Origin of the sequence: Granulicella sp. L60 (genome assembly GCF_009765825.1) — a bacterium.
Taxonomy (GTDB): Bacteria; Acidobacteriota; Terriglobia; order Terriglobales; family Acidobacteriaceae; genus Edaphobacter.
Map to the genome: position 1 here is coordinate 507,046 of NZ_LMUR01000020.1, position 22,283 is coordinate 529,328.

General features: G+C 59.8%; 19 protein-coding genes. 6 read left to right on the top strand and 13 right to left on the bottom strand.

The window, feature by feature from the left end:
• Positions 1-13: 13 nt before the first annotated feature.
• The 8 genes from aqpZ to ileS all read right to left on the bottom strand — a co-directional run bounded on the left by aqpZ (position 14) and on the right by ileS (position 11,002).
• Positions 14-748: an aquaporin Z gene (gene aqpZ / locus GSQ82_RS20740; RefSeq protein WP_158794172.1), complete on the bottom strand. Its 735-nt coding sequence runs from the start codon at positions 746-748 to the stop codon at positions 14-16.
• A 227-nt stretch (positions 749-975) separates the two neighbouring features.
• Positions 976-1,668: a M48 family peptidase gene (locus GSQ82_RS20745; RefSeq protein ID WP_158794253.1), complete on the bottom strand. Its 693-nt coding sequence runs from the start codon at positions 1,666-1,668 to the stop codon at positions 976-978.
• 259 nt (positions 1,669-1,927) lie between these two features.
• Positions 1,928-2,476 (bottom strand): hypothetical protein, encoded by a 549-nt coding sequence (locus tag GSQ82_RS20750; RefSeq protein WP_158794254.1) that lies wholly within the window; start codon positions 2,474-2,476, stop codon positions 1,928-1,930.
• Between the two features lie 101 nt (positions 2,477-2,577).
• Positions 2,578-3,039 carry a hypothetical protein gene (locus GSQ82_RS20755; RefSeq protein ID WP_158794173.1) on the bottom strand — a complete coding sequence of 154 codons (462 nt, stop codon included), beginning with the start codon at positions 3,037-3,039 and terminating at the stop codon, positions 2,578-2,580.
• A 25-nt stretch (positions 3,040-3,064) separates the two neighbouring features.
• Complete coding sequence (locus tag GSQ82_RS20760; RefSeq protein WP_254061809.1) at positions 3,065-4,360, bottom strand: lipopolysaccharide assembly protein LapB; 1,296 nt, start codon at positions 4,358-4,360, stop codon at positions 3,065-3,067.
• A gap of 113 nt (positions 4,361-4,473) precedes the next feature.
• The gene (gene uvrA, locus GSQ82_RS20765) at positions 4,474-7,467 is read right to left on the bottom strand and encodes an excinuclease ABC subunit UvrA (protein WP_158794175.1); all 2,994 of its coding nucleotides are present in this window, start codon (positions 7,465-7,467) and stop codon (positions 4,474-4,476) included.
• Positions 7,468-7,475: 8 nt separating this feature from the next.
• Positions 7,476-8,024 carry a signal peptidase II gene (gene lspA / locus GSQ82_RS20770; RefSeq protein ID WP_158794176.1) on the bottom strand — a complete coding sequence of 183 codons (549 nt, stop codon included), beginning with the start codon at positions 8,022-8,024 and terminating at the stop codon, positions 7,476-7,478.
• Complete coding sequence (gene ileS, locus GSQ82_RS20775; RefSeq protein ID WP_158794177.1) at positions 8,024-11,002, bottom strand: isoleucine--tRNA ligase; 2,979 nt, start codon at positions 11,000-11,002, stop codon at positions 8,024-8,026. Before ileS ends, lspA begins: the two co-directional genes overlap by 1 nt.
• A gap of 166 nt (positions 11,003-11,168) precedes the next feature.
• Here ileS and GSQ82_RS20780 point away from each other — a divergent pair, with 166 nt between their 5' ends.
• Complete coding sequence (locus tag GSQ82_RS20780) at positions 11,169-12,377, top strand: energy transducer TonB (RefSeq protein WP_254061810.1); 1,209 nt, start codon at positions 11,169-11,171, stop codon at positions 12,375-12,377.
• A gap of 140 nt (positions 12,378-12,517) precedes the next feature.
• Here GSQ82_RS20780 and GSQ82_RS20785 read toward each other — a convergent pair whose 3' ends face one another.
• The 3 genes from GSQ82_RS20785 to GSQ82_RS20795 all read right to left on the bottom strand — a co-directional run bounded on the left by GSQ82_RS20785 (position 12,518) and on the right by GSQ82_RS20795 (position 15,349).
• The gene (locus GSQ82_RS20785; RefSeq protein ID WP_158794178.1) at positions 12,518-14,224 is read right to left on the bottom strand and encodes a methyl-accepting chemotaxis protein; all 1,707 of its coding nucleotides are present in this window, start codon (positions 14,222-14,224) and stop codon (positions 12,518-12,520) included.
• Positions 14,225-14,296: 72 nt separating this feature from the next.
• Entirely contained in the window at positions 14,297-14,635 is a 339-nt protein-coding gene (locus GSQ82_RS24790; RefSeq protein WP_216847144.1) for an energy transducer TonB, read from the bottom strand.
• Between the two features lie 96 nt (positions 14,636-14,731).
• Positions 14,732-15,349 carry a class IV adenylate cyclase gene (locus tag GSQ82_RS20795; RefSeq protein WP_158794179.1) on the bottom strand — a complete coding sequence of 206 codons (618 nt, stop codon included), beginning with the start codon at positions 15,347-15,349 and terminating at the stop codon, positions 14,732-14,734.
• 50 nt (positions 15,350-15,399) lie between these two features.
• Between GSQ82_RS20795 and GSQ82_RS20800 the strand changes: the two genes are divergently transcribed.
• A complete protein-coding gene (locus GSQ82_RS20800) occupies positions 15,400-16,425 on the top strand; it encodes an L-threonylcarbamoyladenylate synthase (RefSeq protein WP_158794180.1) in 1,026 nt (341 codons plus the stop codon).
• Positions 16,426-16,654: 229 nt separating this feature from the next.
• On the opposite strand, the gene GSQ82_RS20805 is transcribed toward GSQ82_RS20800, so the two are convergent.
• A complete protein-coding gene (locus GSQ82_RS20805) occupies positions 16,655-17,839 on the bottom strand; it encodes an ATP-binding protein (RefSeq protein ID WP_158794181.1) in 1,185 nt (394 codons plus the stop codon).
• 298 nt (positions 17,840-18,137) lie between these two features.
• On the opposite strand from GSQ82_RS20805, the gene GSQ82_RS20810 reads away from it, so the two are divergent.
• Genes GSQ82_RS20810 through GSQ82_RS20820 form a run of 3 tightly spaced genes read left to right on the top strand, consistent with a single transcriptional unit; the run spans position 18,138 to position 20,713 of the window.
• Entirely contained in the window at positions 18,138-18,872 is a 735-nt protein-coding gene (locus GSQ82_RS20810; protein WP_158794182.1) for a hypothetical protein, read from the top strand.
• An 8-nt stretch (positions 18,873-18,880) separates the two neighbouring features.
• Entirely contained in the window at positions 18,881-19,462 is a 582-nt protein-coding gene (locus tag GSQ82_RS20815; protein ID WP_158794183.1) for a class D sortase, read from the top strand.
• 12 nt (positions 19,463-19,474) lie between these two features.
• Positions 19,475-20,713, top strand: coding sequence for a hypothetical protein (locus tag GSQ82_RS20820; RefSeq protein ID WP_158794184.1), 1,239 nt, complete (start codon positions 19,475-19,477; stop codon positions 20,711-20,713).
• Here the strand turns inward: GSQ82_RS20820 and GSQ82_RS20825 are convergent.
• Positions 20,707-21,465 (bottom strand): CAP domain-containing protein, encoded by a 759-nt coding sequence (locus GSQ82_RS20825; protein ID WP_158794185.1) that lies wholly within the window; start codon positions 21,463-21,465, stop codon positions 20,707-20,709. The genes GSQ82_RS20820 and GSQ82_RS20825 overlap by 7 nt on opposite strands.
• A 224-nt stretch (positions 21,466-21,689) precedes the next feature.
• On the opposite strand from GSQ82_RS20825, the gene GSQ82_RS20830 reads away from it, so the two are divergent.
• On the top strand, positions 21,690-22,271 hold the full coding sequence (locus GSQ82_RS20830) for an outer membrane beta-barrel protein (RefSeq protein ID WP_158794186.1): 582 nt from the start codon (positions 21,690-21,692) through the stop codon (positions 22,269-22,271).
• Positions 22,272-22,283 lie beyond the last annotated feature (12 nt).

Below are 22,283 nucleotides of genomic sequence, written 5' to 3' on the forward strand. Positions count from 1 at the left end.
TTTCTGACGGATGTTATGGACGGTCGCGCGCCATCTCTTCGCGGATGGGCGGCTGCGGCGCGGAGAAGAAGGCCGTTGAGATGAGGCCGCCAATAACGGCGCCGAGGATCGGTGCGACCCAGAAGAGCCAGAGTTGACTTAGTGCCCATCCGCCGACGAAGATCGCGGGGCCTGTGCTGCGGGCCGGGTTAACCGAGGTGTTCGTGACCGGAATGCTGATGAGGTGAATTAGCGTAAGGCAGAGTCCGATTGCGATAGGGGCAAAGCCTTTGGGAGCGCGCTCGTCGGTGGAACCGAGGATCACCAGAAGGAAGAAGGCAGTGAGAACGACCTCGGCCACGAAGCAGGCCAGCAGAGAGTAGTCACCTGGAGAGTGGTCGGCGTAGCCGTTCGACGCGAATCCGCCCGCGAGTGAAAATCCAGGCTTGCCGCTGGCGATCATATAGAGAACACCCGATCCGGCGATGGCTCCCAGAACCTGCGCGATGATATAGGGCAGAAGCTCGGAGGCGGGAAAGCGCTTGGCCGTGAAGAGGCCGATGGAGACAGCCGGGTTGAGATGGCAGCCAGAGACGTGGCCGATTGCAAATGCCATGGTGAGGACGGTAAGTCCGAAGGCCAGGGCGACGCCCACAAAGCCAATGCCAAGGCCAGGGAACGCCGCTGCGAGGACGGCGCTGCCGCAGCCGCCGAAGACCAGCCAGAACGTGCCGAAGAACTCAGCGGTAACGCGTTTCGAAAGATGCATGTGTGATTACCTGCGCTTTCCCATGAATTATTTTCGCTAATGGAGAAGAAAGACTGGAGTGCGAGAGCCCGTGCATCTGGTGTAATTGGCGACAGGCGACCGAAGAAGCTGAACGTTACGCCGCGCTTCGATGGCCGCAAAGACGGTGATTTTGCGTAGCGGAATCGTAGCACGGCACATCGCGCCTGCGCGTGAAATCTTAGCCATCTGAATTGAAAGGGAAGGATTTACAGGCGTTTCAGGTATGCCTTCGCGGCTTCGAGCTCGGGAAAGAGACGCTCCTCGGCTTGAAACTCGCGGGAGTGGACGCATCGGCGCCCGGCCTTCACACGGACGGGATGCTTGAGGTGCAGCATCTCGTGGTACAGCAGATACTCGATGGCGCAGCGTGGCGTGTCCGGCCGATCGAAGACGCGGCTGACGACGATGGTGTTGTGCGCCGCGTCATAGTGGCCCAGCATGCGGCGTGCGTGGTGCGCGCTCCAGGTCAGCGTCGGGCGTCCGAGCAGGCCGTTAAAAAAGCGTGTGTTCAAGGCCTCGAAGACCTCGTTCAGGTCGTAGTGATGACCAGTCGGCGTGGAGAGACGCTTGCGCCCACGCGTCTGACGAATGTGCTCGGCCTGGCGGGAGACGGCCTCTGAGGAGACGTGTCGACGATAGCGGTCCGCATGGGTGGGCGAGATTGGCTTCTTATAAAGCTTTGCCAGCAGGATATGAGCGATCGCGTGATGCACAGTCTCAGGCGCCGGTTCTAGCAGATCCGACAGACGGACGTGCAGCCTGCCCTCGCGCAGTCGAATGGTCGTGTTCAGGGAGGTGAATCGGCGAAAGCGAATGTCAAGCGGAGGGATGGGCGCACGAGGCCGCAGCTCGCGGTACTCCTCCTCGAAGATGGCGATGAGCGATGTGGGTGCGGGCAACTTCGCTGCTCGGGGTTTCCTGACTACAAGCGGACGACGAGGCGCGGCGACGGGCGCGGGTACGTGGTCGAAGAGGGTCGGATGCTGCTGGGCCGGCGAAAACAGCTGCAAAAATTTGCGCAGGGGTGAGGCGCCGGGATGTTTCGGTGTACTCAGGGTAAGGATCCTGAATAGATTTTATAAGACAGCAGCCTGTGGACAGGTGTGTCGGCAGGTACGCCTGCGCTATCCGCAGTAGACGAGCGATAACAATTGGCCGTTAGGGGCGAGGTATCTCGATAGGTCCGTTCTTATTTGGAGGAGCTTCCTTCGCAGGCGGATGCGCGGTGAACCACGCCTTCTGATCCGCGATCATCTGCGTCGCCTGCTCGTGCAGATCGCGCACCGCTTCCAGAGCCAGGCGGCGGGAGACGGCGTAGGCTTCGTCGTCTGGCGGCGACTTCAGGTTGGAGGCCCAGCGTTCCGTGGCGTCCACCAGCTTCGGCAGCGACTTGCGGATATCGCTGTGTCGCGGACCATAGTCGTCGAGATTGTCGTTCAGCTCGTCTGCGATGGAGGTGAACTGCTCCAGCAGATCGTGGGTGTCCTCCTCACGCCCCGGCTTGCGCGGATGAGCGAAAAGGTCCTGGATGGTCTTGTTCCGCGTATCCAGCAGTTTGATGAAGAGCAACACACGATCATTCGGGACATAGGCGGACTCGCGAAGCTGCTCCACCTCGCCCTCGGAGAGAGCGTTATCGGCCCTCTGGGCATGGGCAGTTAGTGCGAGACCGAACAGAAGAAGTCCAAGCGAAAGATGACGAAGCATGGGTGACACAACCGAACTCTGGCTAAGTGTATGCGAAGGCAGACCGACGCGGAACCCCGAGCTTCTTTGTCCGGGCCGCTTGCTGGTCAGGAAGGGAAGGCTCAGTGCCGAAAGACCTGCGCCAGAAGCTCGTCGTGGACCTGATCGAGTTGCTTCAGGGTAAGCTGCAGCGTCGCACGGTCTTCGCTGGAGGCCTGATGCAGATACTCGTTCAACCGGTACGTTGTGTGGTGCATCAGCAGCTCGGCATTCTTCAGGCGCTTGGTGTTGCTGGCCAGGTCCATATGGATAAGCTGCGCATACGCGTTCACCTTCTTGAGCGTGGCGCTGGCCTGATCGATGTCACCGTCGCGCATCTGCTTGCCCGCAATCTCCGTCATCACATGGACGAGTTCGGTATAGAGGAAGCACTGATCGCGTGGATTGGCTTGCTGGGCGCGGAGTTCCAGTTGGCTGAGCGCACTGGCGTCGGGCAGGGATTCGTCGATGGAGTTGGCGGAAGCGGAGACAGGCAGAACCAGTGGCAGGAGCAGAACAGCGATGAGGCGAAGTGTAGACTTCATAACGCACCTCGATGGGAGCGCTTGCCTACTTCATGTGATCGAGGGTGATGAGGCGGTGGCGGGCCTCCCACTCCTCGTCCGGAAACTGGCCGTTCGCCACGGAGAGGAACTGTTTGTACAGGTCGGCCGCCTGTTTGGTGTGGTGGAGCTTATCGTGCGCAGTTGCTGCAAGAAAGAGCGAACTCGGTGAATTGGCCTGTACTGTAGCACGAATATCCAGCGCTTGCAAGGTAGTTTGCGGATCGTTGTTTGCCGAGGCCGCAAAAGCGAGCCGGCTGGCTGCGTCGCCGAGGCTCTCTTTGGTTGGAAACTCAGACGGTTGGGCGACCGCGCGTTTGAGCAGGGACTCCGCTGCGGCGTAGTTTTTCAGGTGGATCTGCACATCGGCGCTGTCGTCGAGCAGCGTGGGGTCGTGCGGCACGGTGGCCACCAGCGAGGCGTAGAGGGGAGCGGCTTTATCGTACTGCTGGCTATGGCTATAGAGACGGGCCAGCAGCCGGGTGAGAGTCGGGTCGCCGGGGTGAGAGGCATGCAGTTTTTCAACGATCGGCAGAGCCTGTTCGGTCTTGTTCTCCTGCTCGTACAGGCTGGCAAGCTGGGCGTTGAGGGTCGGATTGCCGGGATCTTTCGCAAGGGCCTCGGTAAGAAGTGGTTCTACCTCATCGGTCTTTTTCTGTGTCAATAGAACGTGCGCGAGCGCCGAGATCGCGTCCTGATTGTGCGGATCGGCGGCCAGCAGGCGGCGGTAGGCGGCTTCGGCGGAGGCGGGGTCGCCGGAGGCCTCGGCAAGCTCGCCGGAGAAGAGAATGTCGTCAGGGGTCTCGGGCGAGATCTTCATCGCGGAGAGAAGCTCGTCACTGGCGACCGCAGGATTTGCGCTCTCGTCCAAGCGTGCGAGCGCCCGGTAGGCACGGGCCTTCAAAAGCTGGTTGTCCGTGTTGAGGGTGACTGCTTTAGCCAGTTCGGCGTGGGCACCGGCCTGGTTTCCTGTGCGTGCCATCAAAAGGCCAAGGGCGAGGTGAGGATCAAAGTATGTAGCGTCGGCAGCAATTGCGCGGTTATAAGTCGCCTCGGCCGCGGAGGTCTGGTCGAGCGCCTCCTGCGCAAAGCCAAGGTCGTAGAGCAGCCGCGCATCGTTCGGACTCTTCTCTGCGAGCGGCGTAAGCAGCTTCAACGCGGTGGCGAAGTCTTGTTTATCGAGAGCGTCACTGGCTTCGGCCCGGGCAGGGTCCTGCGGTTGAGCCTGTGGCTGCGCGGTCGTGTCGGTAGTACCTGCAGGCAGCTGGGCGTGCACTGCGGAAGAAACAAGAAAAATGAGCACCGGGAAACAGATGCTGAGCAAAGTAACTTTGAGGCGGCTTCTGTATAGAGAGCGATCCTGTTGCACAGAGCGAGAGAAAGGGAATCGAGACAAGGAGTGCGGTGTAGCAGACGTCATGCGGTGACCTGAAGTTCGCGTTCTTTGTATGCAGGCAAATTGAGGACAGGTGCGAGCCAGTGGCCGGTGTGGCTGGCGGGGTTGGCAGCAATCTCCTCCGGCGTCCCGGTGGCGACGATCTGCCCACCGCCCGAACCGCCCTCTGGTCCCATGTCGATGACCCAGTCAGCAGATTTAATGACATCGAGATTGTGTTCGATCACAAGCAACGACCCGCCACCTTCGATCAGCTTACGGAACGCCGCCAGCAACTTGGCCACGTCATCGAAGTGCAAGCCGGTGGTGGGCTCGTCGAGTATGTACAGCGTGCGGCTGCGTGCTTTCGCCGCAGCATCGTTGTTCGCCGAACGATTAGTGACCGAACGCGCTGTGGCAAGATGAGAGGCAAGTTTGACCCGCTGCGCTTCACCACCGGAGAGCGTCGTGGCCGACTGTCCCAGGCGCACATACCCCAGGCCAACCTCGTCGAGCACATACAGCTTATCCACGATCTTCGGATGACCGGCGAAGTAGACCAGCGCCTCCTTCACCGTCATGTTCAAGACGTCGTGAATGTTCTTGCCCTTGTACCGGATATCGAGGATCGCAGATTTGTAACGCGTACCGTTGCACTCTTCGCAAGGCAGTTCGATATCGGCAAGGAACTGCATCTCCACAGTGACCGTGCCATCGCCTTCGCAGACATCGCAGCGTCCGCCCGGCACATTGAAGGAAAAGTGGCCCGGCCCGAAGCCGCGTCGTTTCGCGTCAGGCTGCGCCGCAAAGAGAGCGCGAATGTCGTCGAAGGCCTTGATATATGTCACCGGATTCGAACGAGGCGTGCGCCCGATCGGCGACTGATCGACGAGTACGACGTCGTTGAGGTGCTGTGTCCCCGTCAGCTCACGATAGAGATGCGTCGGATCACCCGAACCCTCCGTCTGACCCAGCGCCTGCATCAGCGCCCGATAAAGTACCTGATGGACGATGGTAGATTTTCCCGAACCGCTGACGCCCGTCACGCAGCAGAGCAGGCCAAGCGGGATATCGAGATCGACGCCGCGCAGGTTATGAATGCGTGCGCCTGTCAGCTTCAGGTGCTCGCGGCCAGGCTCACGCCGATGCTTCGGGATAGGAATGGTTGCGCGCCCGGAGAGATACTTTCCTGTAATCGAGTTTGGATTCGCAGTGACCTCGGCAACCGTACCGGAGGCTAGCAGTTGGCCGCCTAGCTCCCCCGCACCCGGACCAAGATCGAGCAGGTAATCCGCGGCTCGAATAACATCCGGATCATGCTCGACGACAAGGATGGTATTCCCGAGGTCCCGAAGATCCTTCATGATGCCGATTAGTTTCGCGGTGTCGCGCGTATGTAGCCCGATGCTCGGCTCGTCCAGAACATACAGCGCTCCAACCAGCCGCGAGCCCAGCGATGTCGCCAACTGAATACGCTGCGCCTCACCACCCGATAGCGTCGAACTCAGACGATCGAGCGTGAGATAGTCCAGGCCTACCTGATGAAGGAAGTGAATCCGCTGGCGAACCTCTTCCAGAATCTTTCCCGCCACTTCCAACTGCGCCGGTGATAGTTGCAAATTGTCGAAGAAATTCTGCGCCGCCGTGATCGTGAAGGCGGATGTCTCGCAGATATTCTGATTATTGATCAGGACCGCACGTGCTTCGGCGCGCAGCCGTTGCCCCCGGCAGTCAGGACACATCGCATAGCCACGATACTTCGACAGAAAGACGCGCACATGCAGCTTGTACTTCTTGCGATCGAGCGCAGCAAAGAATCCGCGAATCCCCGGAAAGCTGCCCTTGCCGTCTTCGATGAACCGCTGCTGCTCCACGCTCAGGTCGTACCACGGGATATCCGTAGGGACACCGGCAGCCTTCGCCGCGCGCATCATCTCGCCGTGATGCGGGCGGTACTTCGTCGTCGTCCACGGAGCGACCGCACCCTCGGACAGCGTCTTCGACTTATCCGGAATGATCAAGTTCGGATCGAAGTCAATCGTGTTTCCAAAACCCTGGCAACGCGGGCATGCGCCGTACGGATTGTTGAACGAGAAGAGACGAGGTTCAGGCTCGCGATAGGCGCGATGGCACGTCGTACACTCAAACGCCGCCGAGAATCTCAGGCGCTGCGGTTCGCCATCGTCCTCCCGTGGAACCGTATGAAACTGCACCTCGCCGGACTCGCGATATCCCGTTTCAATCGCATCGACAACGCGGGCGCGAGATTCAGTACTGATCGCCAACCGGTCGATCAGCGCAAAGATCGGTTGCGTGAAGTCTAGTTCGAGCAGCGACTCAGGAGTCGAGAACTCAACGATCTTATCCGATTGATACAGCCTGTTATAGCCGCGGCGGCGCAGCTCGGTCAGCCGTTCTTTCAGCGAATCCGTCAGCGTAAGCGAGACATCAGGCGCAGCCTTGGCAACCTTCGCAGGCTTCTTCACCGCTGCTTTCTTTGGCTTTGCAGTCTCCTCTACCACCTCTGTCGCCGCCTGCTGCATCGGCTCCAGCTTTACCTCAGCGCGAACGATAGGGAAGAGCGCGTACGTACGTGTGTCTTCGGGCAGCGCAAAGAGAGTCGTAACGATCTCGTCCACCGTGTCATGTTTCACGATGCCGCCGCAATGCAGGCAGGTCACCGTGCCGCAGCGCGCATACAGCAGGCGCAGATAGTCGTAGATCTCTGTCGCAGTCGCAACCGTCGAGCGCGGATTGCGCGTCTGGTTCTTCTGCTTGATCGCAATCGCCGGTGCAAGTCCGTCCATGTGATCGACGTCAGGCTTCTCGATGCGCTCCAGAAACTGACGCGCATACGCGGAGAGCGATTCGACGTAGCGCCGCTGACCCTCAGCGTAGACGGTATCGAAGGCGAGCGACGACTTTCCCGATCCACTGACGCCAGAGACGACAGTGAGTGCGTTGTGCGGAATGTCGACGTCGATACCCTTCAGGTTGTGGGTGCGGGCGCCGCGAATTGTGATCTGGTCAACCATAAGGGGAACTAGGAGTCTTGTGTCGCGGGTTGCGTGCGAAAGATTTCAATCAACAGGAGGCAGGCTCCGATGACGATACAGCTATCGGCTACGTTGAAGTCCGGCCAGTGATAGTGAACGATGTGGACCTCGAGAAAATCGATGACATACCGATACACGACGCGATCGTAGAGATTGCCGAAGGCACCGCCGAGAATCAAAGCGAAGGCGACAGAACTCACCGTCACCGCCCGCCCTGCGCGCCACAACATCACCAGCAGAATGAGAACGGCGATGATCGAAAATCCAATCAATATATTGCGCACGCTCTCAGGCGAGGCGGACTCGGCGAACATGCTGAACGCCGCGCCGGTATTATGCACATCGGTGATGCGAAAGACACCGGGGATGACAGTGTGGGCCTGCCCGTCGGGCAACTGCTGCGCAACGACATGTTTGGTAATGCGGTCAACAACAACCACCGCGGCTGCAATCGCAAGCAGGATGCCGCGCTGGTCGCGGACCTTAGGTTCGGACGGCGTGGAGGAAACTTCACGAATCTCGTTGTTCGTCGGCATCAGGCTTGCTGCTCCGTCGCGTGCGCGGTTGCAAGTGCGGTGTAGGGAGCGAAGCCGATCGCTTCGAGAGCATCGGAGCAGCGCAGGCACACGGTCGGATAATCTGCATCCTCACCCACATCTACGGTGAAGCGCCAGCAGCGTTCGCACTTCGCTCCCGCAGCGGGCTTTGCTTGCGCGTAAAAAGCGCCTCTGGCAACCTCGCCTTCAGTGACGGTCGCGTTCACGATCTCCACCTGGGCCACGCCGAGCAACTCCGGAAGGATGCTTGCATACCGCTCAAAGACCGGGTTGGGCTGCTCAGAGATGGAGTGCAGCCAGCCGAGCACAACCTGAACCTCCGACGGCTTGTTGCTCACCGTCTTCGCGGTCCGAGCCTCTTCCAGAACCTTGAGCACCTCATCGCGAAGCGCAAGAAGATGATCGAAGTCGTCTTCTAGCTCGCTCGTACTGACCGGAACGATATCGGTAATCTGCGGAAAGAGTGCAAGATGAACACTCGATTCGCGACCCTCGACCTGCGGAAGAAGTGGCCAAGCCTCATCCGCTGTAAAGCTGAGAATCGGCGCGATCAGACGCGTCAGTGCCTCGGCGATGTGCCACAGCGCTGTCTGCGCACTGCGACGTCCGGGATGATTCGGCGCAAAGGTGTATAACCTGTCCTTCAGAACATCGAGATACAACGCGCTGAGATCCGTATTCACGAACTCGTTGATGGCGTGATATGCGCGATGAAACTCGAACTTGTCATACGCTGCGCGAATCTTGCCTGTAAGTTCAGCGAGCCGAGCCAGAATGTACTGATCCAAAGGCTGCATCGCAGAGAATGCAACCGCGTCCGACGATGGATTGAAGTCATGCAGATTGCCCAGCAGAAAACGAAGCGTGTTGCGCAGCTTGCGATAGTTATCGCTCACACGCTGCATCAGGTTTTCGCTCGCGGCAACGTCCTCGCGGAAGTCGACCGAGGCGACCCACAGCCGGATGATCTCACCGCCCAGACGCTTCGCGACGTCCACCGGATCGACTCCATTGCCAAGCGACTTGGAGAAGGCGCGTCCGTATTCGTCGAGTGTCCATCCGGATGTCGCAACCATCTTGTAAGGAGCTTTGCCGCGCGCCGCAACCGACGTCAGCAGGGAAGAGTGGAACCACCCGCGATGCTGATCGCCGCCTTCGGTATATAGGTCCGCCGGGAACATCCCCTCCGGTTCGAGCACCGCATGCCAGCTCGCGCCCGACTCGAACCACACGTCGAGGATGTCCATCTCCTTGCGAAACTCTTTGTGCCCGCAGTTACTACAAGCGGTGCCTGCAGGCAACAGCGCAGATGCCTCGTGGATATACCATGCGTCGGCGCCCTCTTTTTTGAAGAGCTCGACGACACTCCTGTTCACGGCGGGATCGTTCAACGGCTGGCCGCACCCGTCGCACAAAAAGACCGCGATAGGAACGCCCCAGATGCGTTGACGCGAGATGCACCAGTCCGGCCGCGTGGCGATCATATTCGAGATGCGCTCTTCACCCCACGCAGGGTCCCACGTCACCTTCTTGATCTCGTCCAGCGCGCGCTGACGGAAGCTGACCTCGCTGCCATCTTCCGTAGTCATCGGCGTCTCCATGCCGATGAACCACTGCTCGGTAGCGCGCACGATCACAGGATTGTGGCAGCGCCAGCAGTGTGGGTACGAGTGCTCAAAGCTGGTTGCGCTTAGCAGTGCGCCGTGTTCGCGCAGTATCTCGATGATGACCGGGTTGGACTTGAAGACAGTCAGATCTTCATACGGCTGGGCCACCGCATCGGACGGCATCGCAAGCACACTTCCGGTGTTGCGCTGGCGTCCTGCGTTGTCGACATACTGCAGCTCAGGCAGCTTGTAGCGCTGTCCAGTGTAAAAGTCATCGACGCCGTGCGCAGGCGAGGTGTGGACAGCTCCCGTGCCTTGCTCCGCCGTGACGTAGTCCGCAGTGACGCCGAGGATGCTGCGATCCAGAAACGGATGCTTGAACGTCGCATGCTCCAGCTTACTGCCATGAAAGAGCGCAACAATATCGGCCTGTGACGCAGGCTCCGATGGATTCTTCGCGCTCATCAACCGGCAGTGTGCAACGACCGAAGACATCAGTGCCTGCGCAACGATGTAAGTTCCGCCTTCGCAAGCAATCGCGACGTACTCCATCAACGGATTGAAGGCGACGGCCTGCGACGCCGGGATGGTCCACGGAGTCGTCGTCCAGATGACGGTGTAGACATCTGTACGGCCAGCCAGCGGCGCATCGATCAGGCCAGGATCACTGGTGAGCGCATAGCGAACGTAGATGCTGGGGGAGTTGTGCTGCTCGTACTCCACCTCCGCCTCGGCCAGCGCGGTCCTGTCGTGGATGCACCAGTAGACCGGCTTCAGCCCCTTGTAGACGAATCCCTTCTCGAAGAACTCATAGAAGGTCTCTACGATCCCGGCCTCGTAGCTCAGGGACATCGTCAGGTAAGGATCGTTCCAGCGCCCGAACACCCCTATCCGCTCAAACTGAGTGCGCTGAAGATCGACATACTTCTGCGCATACTCCCGGCAGGCGCGGCGAACCGCGATGGGCTCCATCTCCAGCTTCTTACGCCCCAGCTGCTCGTCCACCTTGATCTCGATCGGCAGCCCGTGGCAGTCCCAGCCCGGAACATACGGAGCGTCGAAGCCCGCCATCGTCTTCGTCTTCACCACAAAGTCCTTGATGCACTTGTTCAGCGCATGCCCAAGGTGAATCGCCCCATTGGCATAGGGAGGGCCGTCGTGCAGAATGTACCTCGGAGAGCCGTCGCGTGCGGCGCGAATCTGGGCGTATAAATCCCGCTGCTGCCACGCCTCCAGGCGGGCGGGCTCGTTCAGCGGCAGATTCGCCTTCATCGGGAAGGTCGTCTGCGGCAAGTTTAGCGTGGACTTTAACGCCTTGGGCTCGGGATTGGATTTAGGTGCTTCCGACATTCGTTCCTCGTCATTCCTGATCAGCAGTGCAGTTTGCGCCAAACTTCTATTGTAGACGGCCTGGCAGCAGGAACAAACCGACCCGGAGGAGACATTCAGCCGGGAAGGTGCGTCCAATGGGAGAGGCACTGTAAAGTGAATGTTTGTAGAATGTCTGTAAAACTTTGTGCCGCTTCCCGCACAGGGTAAAATCCGGCGAAGACCGGAGCCGCAGGAATTACGTTTTGAGGCGGACGATCAGGAAGTGGGTGTGCGGTGGCTCCGGCCTGCCGCCACCGAGGCAAATCAGCTTATGGCGAATACAGTGTTGACACCACCACCGGAGATCGATCCCAACAGGCGCGGGCCAGACCTGCATCCAGCAGAGGCTCCAAACCTGAACGAGGAGACCGATGGCTCCATGTGGACCTCGCTCCTGGCCAACCTCAAGGACGCGTTCCGCAAGACCGACGACACCCCCCTGCAACTGGAGTCGAAGCCCGTCGACAACGACCTCCTCATCGAGGAAGACGGCGTCTTCGCCTCGCTCTGGGCCAGCGTCAAGGACGTCTTCTTCCCGGTAAAGCTTCCGCCGCTCGTCCTCGAGTCCACCCCGATCGCAGTCGTCGACCGGATGAAGACCAAGCAAAACCCCGTAGCGATCGGCTCAGCCATCGCCATCTACGGCCTGCTCATCCTCCTCATCGCCTTCCTCATCGCCAAAAAAGTCCAATTCGCCGCCCCGGTCAAAACCGTCCAGGTCACCGAACTCACCGTTCCCCCCACCGCTCCTCCCAAAGCTCAGGCCATGGGCGGCGGCGGCGGCCAGCGCGGACCAACCCCCGTCACCAAGGGAACCCCGCCGAAGTTCGCCGAACAACAGATTGTTCCCCCGAAGGCTCCTCCACTGGTTGAGCCCAAGATCAAGATCGATCCCACCCTCGAAGTCCAGCCGGACGTAAAGATGCCCAGCAGCCTGCCCCAGATCGGCATGGCCAACTCGCCCATCATCGGACCCGTCTCCGGCGGCGGCGGGCACGGCACGGGCCTTGGACCAGGCTCCGGCGCTGGCCTCGGACCAGGCTCCGGCGGCAACACCGGCGGCGGCCCAAGAAGAATCGGCGGTGGCGTCTCCGCTCCTCAGCTCATCTACTCGGTCGAGCCTGAGTTCTCCGAGGAGGCTCGTAAGGCAAAGGTCGCTGGAAACGTCCTCGTCAACCTCTGGGTCGATACCAACGGCCTTCCCAGCCACGTCCACGTCATCCGCGGAGTAGGCATGGGGCTGGACGAAAAGGCCGTCGAAGCCGTCAAACAGTACAAGTTCAAACCCGCGATGGAGAACGGCAAGCCGGTCCTCGTGGAGCTGAACGTCGAGGTCAACTTCCAGATATTCTAACCACTTCGTGGGGTGGACCGCGTCACGCAGTCCTCCCGTTGGTCGCCGAAAATCTTCCAGGCGACCAACGGGAGCCCCACCCAAAGGGGTATACAAGTCACGAAGTGACCGCCGCCCGCGCAGGGCGACCAGCCGTCAGGCTAAGCTGGCTGAAGAACCGTCAGCCGCTCCGCCCCACCCGACGTCCGAACCAGCCGTGAGTCCGGCGCAGCCCGCAGATTGAAGCGGTCCACATGCTGCTCCAGCGACACCGCCGTAGCCCTCAGAGCCTCTATCCCCGTCGCCGTCGTCGCCATTCCACTCAGGTTCTCGTGGCTCAGCGTATGAATCGCATCTAGGCTCGCACTCGACTGGTCCGCCGCAACCGTCTGCTGCGACGTCGCAATCGCAATCTGCGTAATCATCCTATCCACTCGCTCCGCCATGCCGATGATGCGCTCCAGAGCCTCGCCCGCCTGATTGGTCGTAATGACCCCCTGCTGGACGGTGCCCGTACCGCTCTCCATGCTTGCAATCGCGGTCAGCGTGCGGTCCTGAATCCCCTGAATCATGCTCGCAATCTCACCCGTAGCCTGCGCCGTGCTCTCCGCCAGCCTGCGAACCTCCCCAGCGACGACAGCAAACCCGCGTCCCTGATCCCCGGCCCGCGCCGCCTCAATCGCCGCATTCAAAGCCAGCAGATTCGTCTTGCGCGCAATCTCGTCGATCACCGTCACAATCTGGCTGATCTTCCGCGAATCCTCCCCCAGCAATCCAACCGTCGTCGACGTATCGCTCACCGCCGTCGCAATCGAGTGCATACTCCCCAGCACCTGCTTCACGATCGTTCCACCCTCACGCGCCGTCTCCGCAGCCCCGCGCGCCGTCTCCGCAGCCGACTGCGTATGCCGCGAAACCTCCGCGATCGACGCCGACATCTCCTGCATCGCCGTCGCCGCCTGCTGGGTCTGCTGGCTCTGCTGGTCCATGCGTCGATGAATCTGGTCGCTGGCCGAACTCATAGAGCCGACGCTCCCGCTCAGCGTGCCTGCCGTCCCAGCCACCGTACCGATGATCTCGGCCAGGCTGTTCTGCATCTGCTGCACCGCATGCGCCAGGGTTCCGGTCTGGTCGGTCGTATGCAGCACCAGCGGCTCACCGCTCAGATCGCCCGACGCAATCGCATGGGCGCGATTCATCACCATATCCAGAGCGTGCGTAATCTTCCGAGCCAGATACAGCGCCATCGTGCCGCCGATCAGCGACGCCAGAATCGTACCCAGCCACAGAACCACAATCGAGCTATGGGTCGCCCGCCGCAGCTCCGCCTGTTCCTCATCAGCCATCCGTGTCTGCGACGCCGTCAGCTGCGAAGTCGTATCGAAGAGAGACTTCTCCAACGGCAGAATCTGATTCTGCAGCATGTCGTAGGCGTGCGCAGTTCCGTCAGAACTCTTCGACTCGTTCAGCGTCTCCACCTGCTCCTCAAGCCCCTTCAACGCCGTCAGGTTCGACTCCAGCGAGTTGATCCGTTCGGCATCCGCTCCAAGATCGACGCGCGTGCTGTCCTTACGCAGATCCGCAAGCGAGGCCACAGCCTGGTCGAACTGCTCGCGCCTTGCATTACGGTACGCAATCGAAGTTGCAGGATTGATGCCGAAGAGCATGTACGACTCCAGCGATCGAATCGTCTCGGTAAAGTGCGAGCGGATGTCCCGCGTCGTCATGATGATCGGAATGCGATCCTCCGTCACCCTGGTCGAAAGAACGTTCGCCTGCTCAATGTAGCGGTGGGCAATGCCGGCGCTCAGGACGATCGTTCCGATCATCGCGCCAGTAATCAATAACATCTTCGATTGCAGTTGCATGGAGTCCCTCGAGACGAAGTTTGGATAAGAAAGAAGTCGGAAGCTACCGGCTAGTCAGCTACTGGCCCGCCACTACTGGCCATCGATGTTGAAGTTCACTTCGATCTCCGACTCGGACTGCTCCGGGTTCGGCGCGAAGCGCCAGCGGCTCACAGCGGCCTGGGCAGCGGGCACAAGCAGCGCGTGGCCCGACTCGACCTTCGTGGCAGAGACGGACCCATCGGCCTCGATGGTCACCAGAAGCACCACCTTGCCCACCACATGCATGCGATGTGCAAGCTCAGGATAAGCAGGGGCGACGCGTGAGACGACGGCTCGATGGACGTTCGAAACTGCAAAGGCGGTGCCGGCGCAGAGAGCAAGGCTGCCGGCAAGGACAAGGGGACGGGAAACGCGAAAGGGAATCGCCAAGTGAAACCTCCGGATACAGAGGTTGTATCGGCGGAGGTGGGCTTGGCTTTAGCGGAGCCACAGAATGATCGCCTGGCGACGCAGCAGAGCTACAATCTAGCCGACCGAAAGAACCGTCGGAACAATCTCGGCGAACGTCAGGTTCTCCGCCGTGCTCGACGTGCGCTGCTTCCAGTCCAGAAACAGCTTGCCGTAGCTATCGGTCAGGCAGGTCGCAGGATCGATGTGCAGCTCCTCCAGCATCTGGTCGATCCACGACGTCGGGCCTTCCAACTCCGCATAGTTGCCGATCGGTGTCTCGTCGATCACCAGGTGCGCCACCGCCTTGCCGTCCGGCGTCAGCGAGTACGACCACTCTGAGCGGTACTTCTCATACACGAACGCAGGACCGTACCCAAGCTGTTGAAAGATCTCGGCCAGCGCCTCGGGTTCGGCCACGGCCGTCTCGGTCTCGATGCGAATCTTGTAGCGCGTCGTATCTACCGGGTCCTGCTGGTCGGGCTGGCGCTTGTGCGTCACCGTATTCAGTCCGCCGTACTGGCGCAGACGCAGAATCTGCCTGCGTGCGCGCAGGTCGCGGCCCGGCGTGTCGTACAGGGTATTGTGTTCGAAGGTGCGTGCGGTCTCCAGATGGAAGCCGAGCGAAGGGAGGACGGACTGGAGAGCTTCTGGATCAACGACGGGGAACTTCAGTTCGATCTCAGAGTTCTGCATTGGTGGAGTATACGTCCGGCAGCAGACTCCGGAACGATAGAATAGAGATTATGTTCAGTGGAAAAACGGTACGTTTAAGCGCGGAGGCCGGCATCCCGCGGGCAGCCAGCATCCTGCGCTCCGGCGGCACCGTCGCTTTCCCCACCGAGACCGTCTACGGCCTCGGCGCCAACGCTCTTGACCACGCAGCAGTTGCGAAGATCTTCGAAGCGAAGAAGCGCCCCGGCTGGGACCCCCTCATCGTCCACATCGGCAACCGCGAGATGCTCGATCGTGTCGCCATCGTCTCCACCCGTGCGAGATCGTTGATCGAGACCTTCTGGCCCGGCCCCCTGACCCTCCTCCTGCCACGAACCGCCGCCGTGCCCGACACCGTAACGGCCGGCCGGATGCGGGTCGGGGTGCGCATGCCCGGCCACCCGCTCGCGCTCTCGCTCATCCGCGCCGCCGGCGTTCCCGTCGCAGCCCCCAGCGCAAACCTCTTCGGCAGAATCAGCCCCACCACCGCGGCCCATGTGCTCGAAGATCTCGACGGCAGAATCGACGCCGTTCTGGACGGCGGCCCGACTACGGTCGGCGTCGAGTCCACCGTGCTCGACGTAGACGCAATGGTCATCTACCGGCCCGGAGCGATCACGCCGGAGATGATCGCCGCCGTCGCAGGCGACGTCACCCTCTTCCACGCCGAGCCACAGGACCAGTCGAAGCCGCCCGAGAGCCTGCCCTCGCCCGGAGTTGGGATGCGCCACTACGCCCCCAAGGCAAAGCTCGTGCTCGTCGAAGTCCGACCCACCGTCGATCCGGTCTACGCCCTCAACCCAGCGATCGAGCGCTACGAGAGCTCCACCCAGCACCTCGGCCTGATGCTGCCCGCAGGATGGGACCCCTCCGTTGCCAAGTACGTCTTCCCCTGGGGTCCCTGGGGCGACAACGAGACCCTCGCGCGCCGACTCTTCGCCGGTCTGCGCATGCTCGATGAAGCCGGAGCCAAGGTCATCATCTGCCCCTTGCCACCCCCCGAAGGAGTCGGCCTGGCCCTCAGGGACCGTCTCGAAAAAGCCGCCCGCGCCAAGTAGTCAGAGCCGTCTCAGCCCTCCCAAGATTGCCGCCCCAAAATAAAGTTGAAAAACCTGTCGTACCCCGCGCCCACCGGAAAGATGGCCGCTAACCCACCACGTTCACCACGCAACCCGCCACAACTTCACCACCAAATCACCACGTCAAACACGCAGTTTTCGTAAAAACCCCAGCAAAAACACCCACCCACCACACCTATAAAAAAACTGCAAAATCTCAGCCAGATTTTTACCGCGAAGACATCGCCAATTGCCCTGCGAACGAGTCCAGCGAAAGACTGCGAAGCAGATTCCGCCGCATCCCACTTTGCACCTGGTCCAACCCCCGCGAAGCCCCCTCAATCCAGGCAAACGTCAGCACCCCGTTCAGCCTCTCCAACTCCTGCCGAAGGTCCGTGTTTCGAACAAGTTCCGGCGTTCCCGCACCAAGCAGAAGTAGATCCTCCAACAGCAGCGAAAGGCTACGCAGCAGCGCCTCCGTCTTCTGTTGCCCCTCCGCCCCGGCGCGATACGTCTCCGTCATCTTGAACAGTGCCGTATGATCCGGCTCCGCCGAGCCTCCACTGGCTGCCGCAGCCGCATTTCGCAGCATCAGCAGCGCATCCGCCCGCGCCCCCGTATACGCCTCCAGATCAAACCCCAGCGCCTTGCCCGCCGCACCCTGCGCCAGCCGCGCAATCAGCGTGCGCTGCTTCGGCGCCACATCCGGCCTGCGGTCCGCAAGCAGCATCTCGATCTCCTCCACCGGCAGCGCGCCCAGCCGCACCGTAGCGCAGCGCGAGCGAATCGTCGGAAGAAGTTCACCCGGATTCTCCGCAAGGATGAAGATATGAACCGTGGCAGGTGGCTCTTCAAGCACCTTCAACAGCGAGTTCGCCGCCTCCTTCATGAAGTTCGCCGCAGTGAGAATGAAGATCTTACGCGGAGCCTCGCTCGGCAGATAGTGCGAGCGCTGAATGATCGTCCGAACCTGCCCCAGCTTGATGAGAAGCTGTGGCGGATCGGGCGGAACGATGAGCACATCCGGGTGCGGCTGAACCAGCACACGAGTCTCTTTCTTGTCGGTCTCGCGAAGCTCCTCGCGCGCAGCCACGGCTTTATCAACCTCGTCGGCAAGGTTCGCAGCAGAGGCGATGCGTGTGCAGTTGTGGCACACCCCACAGAAGCTCGCAAGAGACTGTCCGCTGGCCCCAGACGCCTCGCTGTAGGAGCGCAGCTCCCGAGGCTGGCGCTCGCACTCCACAGCCATCGCCAGCATCAGAGCAAGCGTGTACTTACCAGCGCCGTTCGGTCCCGCAAGAATAAGAGAGTGGGGAAGGCGGCCTGCGGCGATTGCGGTACGAAGGTGCTCGATGGCCGTGGTATTGCCGAGGAAGTCGTTGAACGTAGCAGGAAGAATCACCGGGTTAGTCATGATTGAAGATCTCTTCCATCTCGCCGCAGATATCTGTTGATCTCATGATACAAGTTTCGGCCAGCCGTGAAGTCGAAGTAACAATCGCAGCGCTGACGATTACGCTGTCTCTCAAATTACTTTAGTGAACCTTTGCTTCTAAACATGGTTACCAAGCTGTTAATCGATTGTGTTTATAGGGTTTTTCCTGCACTTCAGCAAACCTAAAGCACTGCTGGAAGCGTACAACATATGTACTCAGGGCCAGGTCGACTTCCCAGGGATTCAACTTCCAGGATTCACCGGAGACATGATGAACATGAAGATACCAACGATAAAGTCCCTAGTCTGTTCTCTCACTCTTATACTGCTGGCAGTTCCAGTACTTACAGCGGCTCCGTTGTCCAAGTCCTCCGAGTTCACCGTCCCTTCGCCGCTGAAGATACCCGGCGCAACGCTACAGCCGGGCTCCTACTCGATCCACGTTCTCAACCGGCTTTCGGACCGCATCATCCTCAAAGTCGATGCAGCCGACGGCAGTGTGCAGTCAGAGTTCATTGGTCTACCGAACAGCAGCATCTCCAAACCTACAAGCGCGGGCGCAGTGAAGTGGGCCAACCCAGCAGATGGAAACACCTACGTAAAAGGATGGTACTTCCCCGGCGCGCTCTCTGTTGTCGAGTTCGTCTATCCGAAGGCAGAGGCAGTCGCAATTGCCACTGCGAATCCGGCAAAGGTGCCTGCGGTTGATCCGGAGTCCGAAGGCAAAGTATCGGACAAAACCCTCTCACAAAGCGACATGCAACTTCTGACCTTGTGGCTTCTCTCGCTGCAACAGGTAGGTCCAGGAGACCATGCCGGCAGCATCAAAGCGGAGCGATATGAACAGATCGCAAGTGTAAGCCACAAGCCTGTCATCGCTGCGTTGCCCCACACTGCCAGTCAGATGCCGCTGGTATGGCTGGTAGGCCTTTCGTCTCTGCTTGGTGCGGTGATCCTATCCGGCATGAGAGCGTATAAGCACTCAGCGATCGACGCGAAGGTATCGCAGTAGGAACCTACATGCGGGCCGTCTCCCACATCGAGCGCGCACTCTACGCGGTAGCTTTTCTGTGTGTCGCATACTGCGTTTTTGTCGGGCTGCGTGCAAGAGAGTTTGACGTCTCCGCGAAGCAGATCGTTGGTTCGCCGGTATCTTCTGACACGCCGGCTTCGAGCGTAAGCAGCGATCTCTTTGGAAGGATCGATATTCCCGCTCTATCGCTCTCGGCGCCCTTCTCATCGGACTACGACGCGGACAGCCTTCGCAAGGGAGTCGGACACGTTCGTGGGACAGCGATGCCTGGTGGCCTTGGAACGGTGGGACTGGTTGGGCATCGCGACTCCTTCTTCAGGCCATTGCGAAAGATCGCCACTGGGATGGACATTCGTCTGACTGATTCGAGTGGAACCTATCACTACGCAGTAGACTCGACCGAAGTTGTCACTCCGGACAAGGTCGAGGTATTGGCAACTGGACAAAGACCCGAACTGACCTTAGTAACCTGTTTCCCGTTTGACTACGTGGGCGCCGCTCCGAGACGTTTCATCGTGCACGCTCATCTGTTGTCGGCTTCACCGGACGCCGTCACCCCTGTCCGGTAGAGAGAGTTTTCCGTGAGATTCCAGACCAGCGAAACAGTTGCTGTGCGCGATCCAGAGATGGTGCTCCGAGCACTCGAGATGTGCCTGCGCAACGTTTCGAGTGAGGTGGAGCGATATGGCCACCAGATCACCATGCACGGACTCGGCCCTTCACCACGAACCATGAACCGTCACGACACTACTGTACTTTGCGTCAATGCCGAAGACGACAGGACCATCATCAGTGCGGATGTGAACTTTCAGGCATCCGCGCTTCTCGGCGATATGCCCCAGGATGCCGTGGTTCGCTCGAAATTAGAGCAGGTCTTTGGCGACATGAAGATGCAGTTGGATCTGGATGCTAAGCGAGCCTCTGCTCATAGTTCAAGCTTCGATGCACCAGCAATAATTACGCTGGTTGAAGTCCCGCCCTCCGTAGAGCCGGAGGCCTGTGAAAATTCTCTGCTTGATGATTACCTCACAGAGCAAACCGCAGGCGTATCACCCCTGATCGCTGATTCTCCCGTATCGATTGCGCACAACATACCCGCGTCCGTCGACGCAGATGATGAAATACTCACGGACCTGCCAAGTACGCATAAGCCAGAGCAAGAGTCGGCAAATTCGGAAGAACCCGCTTCGCGTAAGAGTTCAGGAGCGGTACTTGCTTCCGTGCTGCTGGCTTTTATTCTCGTTATCGCTGGCGTCTTCTCTCTGCGGCTCTGGCACGGAAATGTTCATCTTCTCTCGGCTTCACCCCATTCGCAGCAACCGGTCACAGTGAAGGAGTCTCAATCCGCTGAGAATGGGAAGACCGCAGAAAAAGATGCAATGATGCCGTCCCCTGCGGTTCCTTACGGCTCCGACGTGCAGGATCCCGCCTCCTGGTTACAGGAGTGGGCTGCGGCTATAAGATCCCGCGATCCGGTCAATCAGGCTTCTTTTTACGCTAATCCAGTCCAAAACTATCTTGGCCAATCCAACGTATCCAAGGATCGGTTGATCGAAGCGAAGCAAGCCGCTATTCAAAACCGGAAGGGACTTTGGACGGTCAGGATGGACAACATGGTTGTTGAAAAACAGGCCGGATCGGAGGCTACGATCCGTCTGGTGAAGCACATCATGTCGCAGGTCCTGCCGCACGAGATCTCCGAGCGATCCGTAACGTCGCGGCTGAGGCTAAAGCAGCTCGATGGGCGGTGGAAGATCGTCTCCGAGCAGGATCTACCACCAACAGAGGCACACAGACACGCTCCAGATCCAACTCAGTAGAGCAAGACAGCCACGTGGTAGGTGGTGAACTGCTGCCCGGATGGTTGGCTCGGACAAGCCCCGATAGCGGCGGAGGTAAACTTTCCGGTGGCGATCTGTTGCAGCAGAACGTCCGGCAGCTGCGTCGGATCGGACCCATCCCATTGGATTACAAGCTTCGGAGTGCCGACGGTGCTCTGCGGAGACGCGCAGGTCTTCCGGGCGTCCTCGTTCGAAGCAGCCGGGGCGATGCCGTGCTGCTGCAGACGCTGGGCGACCTGTCGCTCGATATCGCCGTGTTGCGGCACGGGAACGTCGCGTGCGAAGTCCTCCACGGCGTAGAGAAAACCCTGCGATTCGACGACCGCGATACCAACGGCGTTCAACTGAGGATCGAGAATGTTGCCACGGTGAACTGGTGTACTCATCCAGGTCTGATGAAGCTCAATTGGCGTCTGGGCGTGCCGTGCAAGGTTCTCTGAGACGGTCCCGAAGTGCGCTCCGGCATTGGCGGCACGAGCGGCAAGGTCCGGTTCGCCCGGATACTGGTGCGACAGGTCACCACTCTCGCGGACGATGTAGACGACGTGCGCACGGGCCGCTTTCGCCAGGGATGCGTCCCATTGCAGTGGAGCAGCGCCATGTTGTGCACGCGCCTGGTTGGCCATCTGCAGCAGCGCCTGCTCGGCAGGGGACGGATGGGCCTGAGCGAATCCTGAGGATGCAAGAGCCAGCAGAAGGCAGGCGAGGAAGAGGCGTGATCGAACGTTCATATCCTGTCAGATGCCTCGGAGACTGCGGGAACCAGTGAAGTGTCGCGACGGAAGAGAAGCGATGCAAGCAGGATTTTCCGTCTGAAATCGACCATATCGCATAGGCGCCGGAGATTCATCCCTTCCTTTGGTTAGACTGGAGAGACGGGTACGGCAATAAACTTGAAACTATTGCCTGCCTTTGGTCAGCATAATCGGTTTACACCCTTAGAGGATTGGTATCTATGAAATTGCGGTCTCTCGTTTTTTGTCTCGCGTTCGCTGTTGCAACCATCGCCGCCCACGCCCAGGTGGGTGTGTATGTCAATCCCATCGGCATACACGTGAGCAACTCGGAGACCGACACCGGCCCCTTCGCTTTTCTTGGCGATAACACCAAGGGACGCACGTTCTATGGCGTCAACATCGGTGGCTACTATGAGTTCTTTCAGAACCAGAACATCGTTGCAAGTGTCGACCTTCGCGACGGCTTCGTAAAGAGCAACAACGCCTCCCTGAACAGTTTTCTCGTTGGCGGCCGGGTAGCCTCGAAGCCGCTTGCGAACTCCTTCAAACCATACGTGCAGCTGTCGATCGGTCTGGGAACCACAAAGCCGCCCACCAGCACGCTCCGCCTGAACAGGTTTGAATATGACATCCTCGGCGGCGTCGACTACACGCTGGCCAAGCATGTGGACTTCCGCATGGTGGAGCTTGGCTACGGCTCAGTCTCGACCGTGAACAGCGGAGACTTCGGCGGCACTAACAGCCTGCCCGCATCGCATCTCTTCACCGTCAGCACCGGTCTGGTCTTCCGGATCCCATAACGCGTCGTTGCC

What these genes read in the sequence shown, in the direction of transcription:
- GSQ82_RS20810 (WP_158794182.1), top strand. Translation starts at nt 18,138, where the DNA reads ATGAAGATACCAACGATAAAGTCCCTAGTCTGTTCTCTCACTCTTATA.
- ileS (WP_158794177.1), bottom strand. Translation starts at nt 11,002, where the DNA reads ATGTCGGAAGCACCTAAATCCAATCCCGAGCCCAAGGCGTTAAAGTCC.
- GSQ82_RS20755 (WP_158794173.1), bottom strand. Translation starts at nt 3,039, where the DNA reads ATGAAGTCTACACTTCGCCTCATCGCTGTTCTGCTCCTGCCACTGGTT.
- GSQ82_RS20805 (WP_158794181.1), bottom strand. Translation starts at nt 17,839, where the DNA reads ATGACTAACCCGGTGATTCTTCCTGCTACGTTCAACGACTTCCTCGGC.
- GSQ82_RS20750 (WP_158794254.1), bottom strand. Translation starts at nt 2,476, where the DNA reads ATGCTTCGTCATCTTTCGCTTGGACTTCTTCTGTTCGGTCTCGCACTA.
- GSQ82_RS20830 (WP_158794186.1), top strand. Translation starts at nt 21,690, where the DNA reads ATGAAATTGCGGTCTCTCGTTTTTTGTCTCGCGTTCGCTGTTGCAACC.
- aqpZ (WP_158794172.1), bottom strand. Translation starts at nt 748, where the DNA reads ATGCATCTTTCGAAACGCGTTACCGCTGAGTTCTTCGGCACGTTCTGG.
- GSQ82_RS20785 (WP_158794178.1), bottom strand. Translation starts at nt 14,224, where the DNA reads ATGCAACTGCAATCGAAGATGTTATTGATTACTGGCGCGATGATCGGA.
- GSQ82_RS20815 (WP_158794183.1), top strand. Translation starts at nt 18,881, where the DNA reads ATGCGGGCCGTCTCCCACATCGAGCGCGCACTCTACGCGGTAGCTTTT.
- GSQ82_RS20825 (WP_158794185.1), bottom strand. Translation starts at nt 21,465, where the DNA reads ATGAACGTTCGATCACGCCTCTTCCTCGCCTGCCTTCTGCTGGCTCTT.
- uvrA (WP_158794175.1), bottom strand. Translation starts at nt 7,467, where the DNA reads ATGGTTGACCAGATCACAATTCGCGGCGCCCGCACCCACAACCTGAAG.
- GSQ82_RS20800 (WP_158794180.1), top strand. Translation starts at nt 15,400, where the DNA reads ATGTTCAGTGGAAAAACGGTACGTTTAAGCGCGGAGGCCGGCATCCCG.
- lspA (WP_158794176.1), bottom strand. Translation starts at nt 8,024, where the DNA reads ATGCCGACGAACAACGAGATTCGTGAAGTTTCCTCCACGCCGTCCGAA.
- GSQ82_RS20795 (WP_158794179.1), bottom strand. Translation starts at nt 15,349, where the DNA reads ATGCAGAACTCTGAGATCGAACTGAAGTTCCCCGTCGTTGATCCAGAA.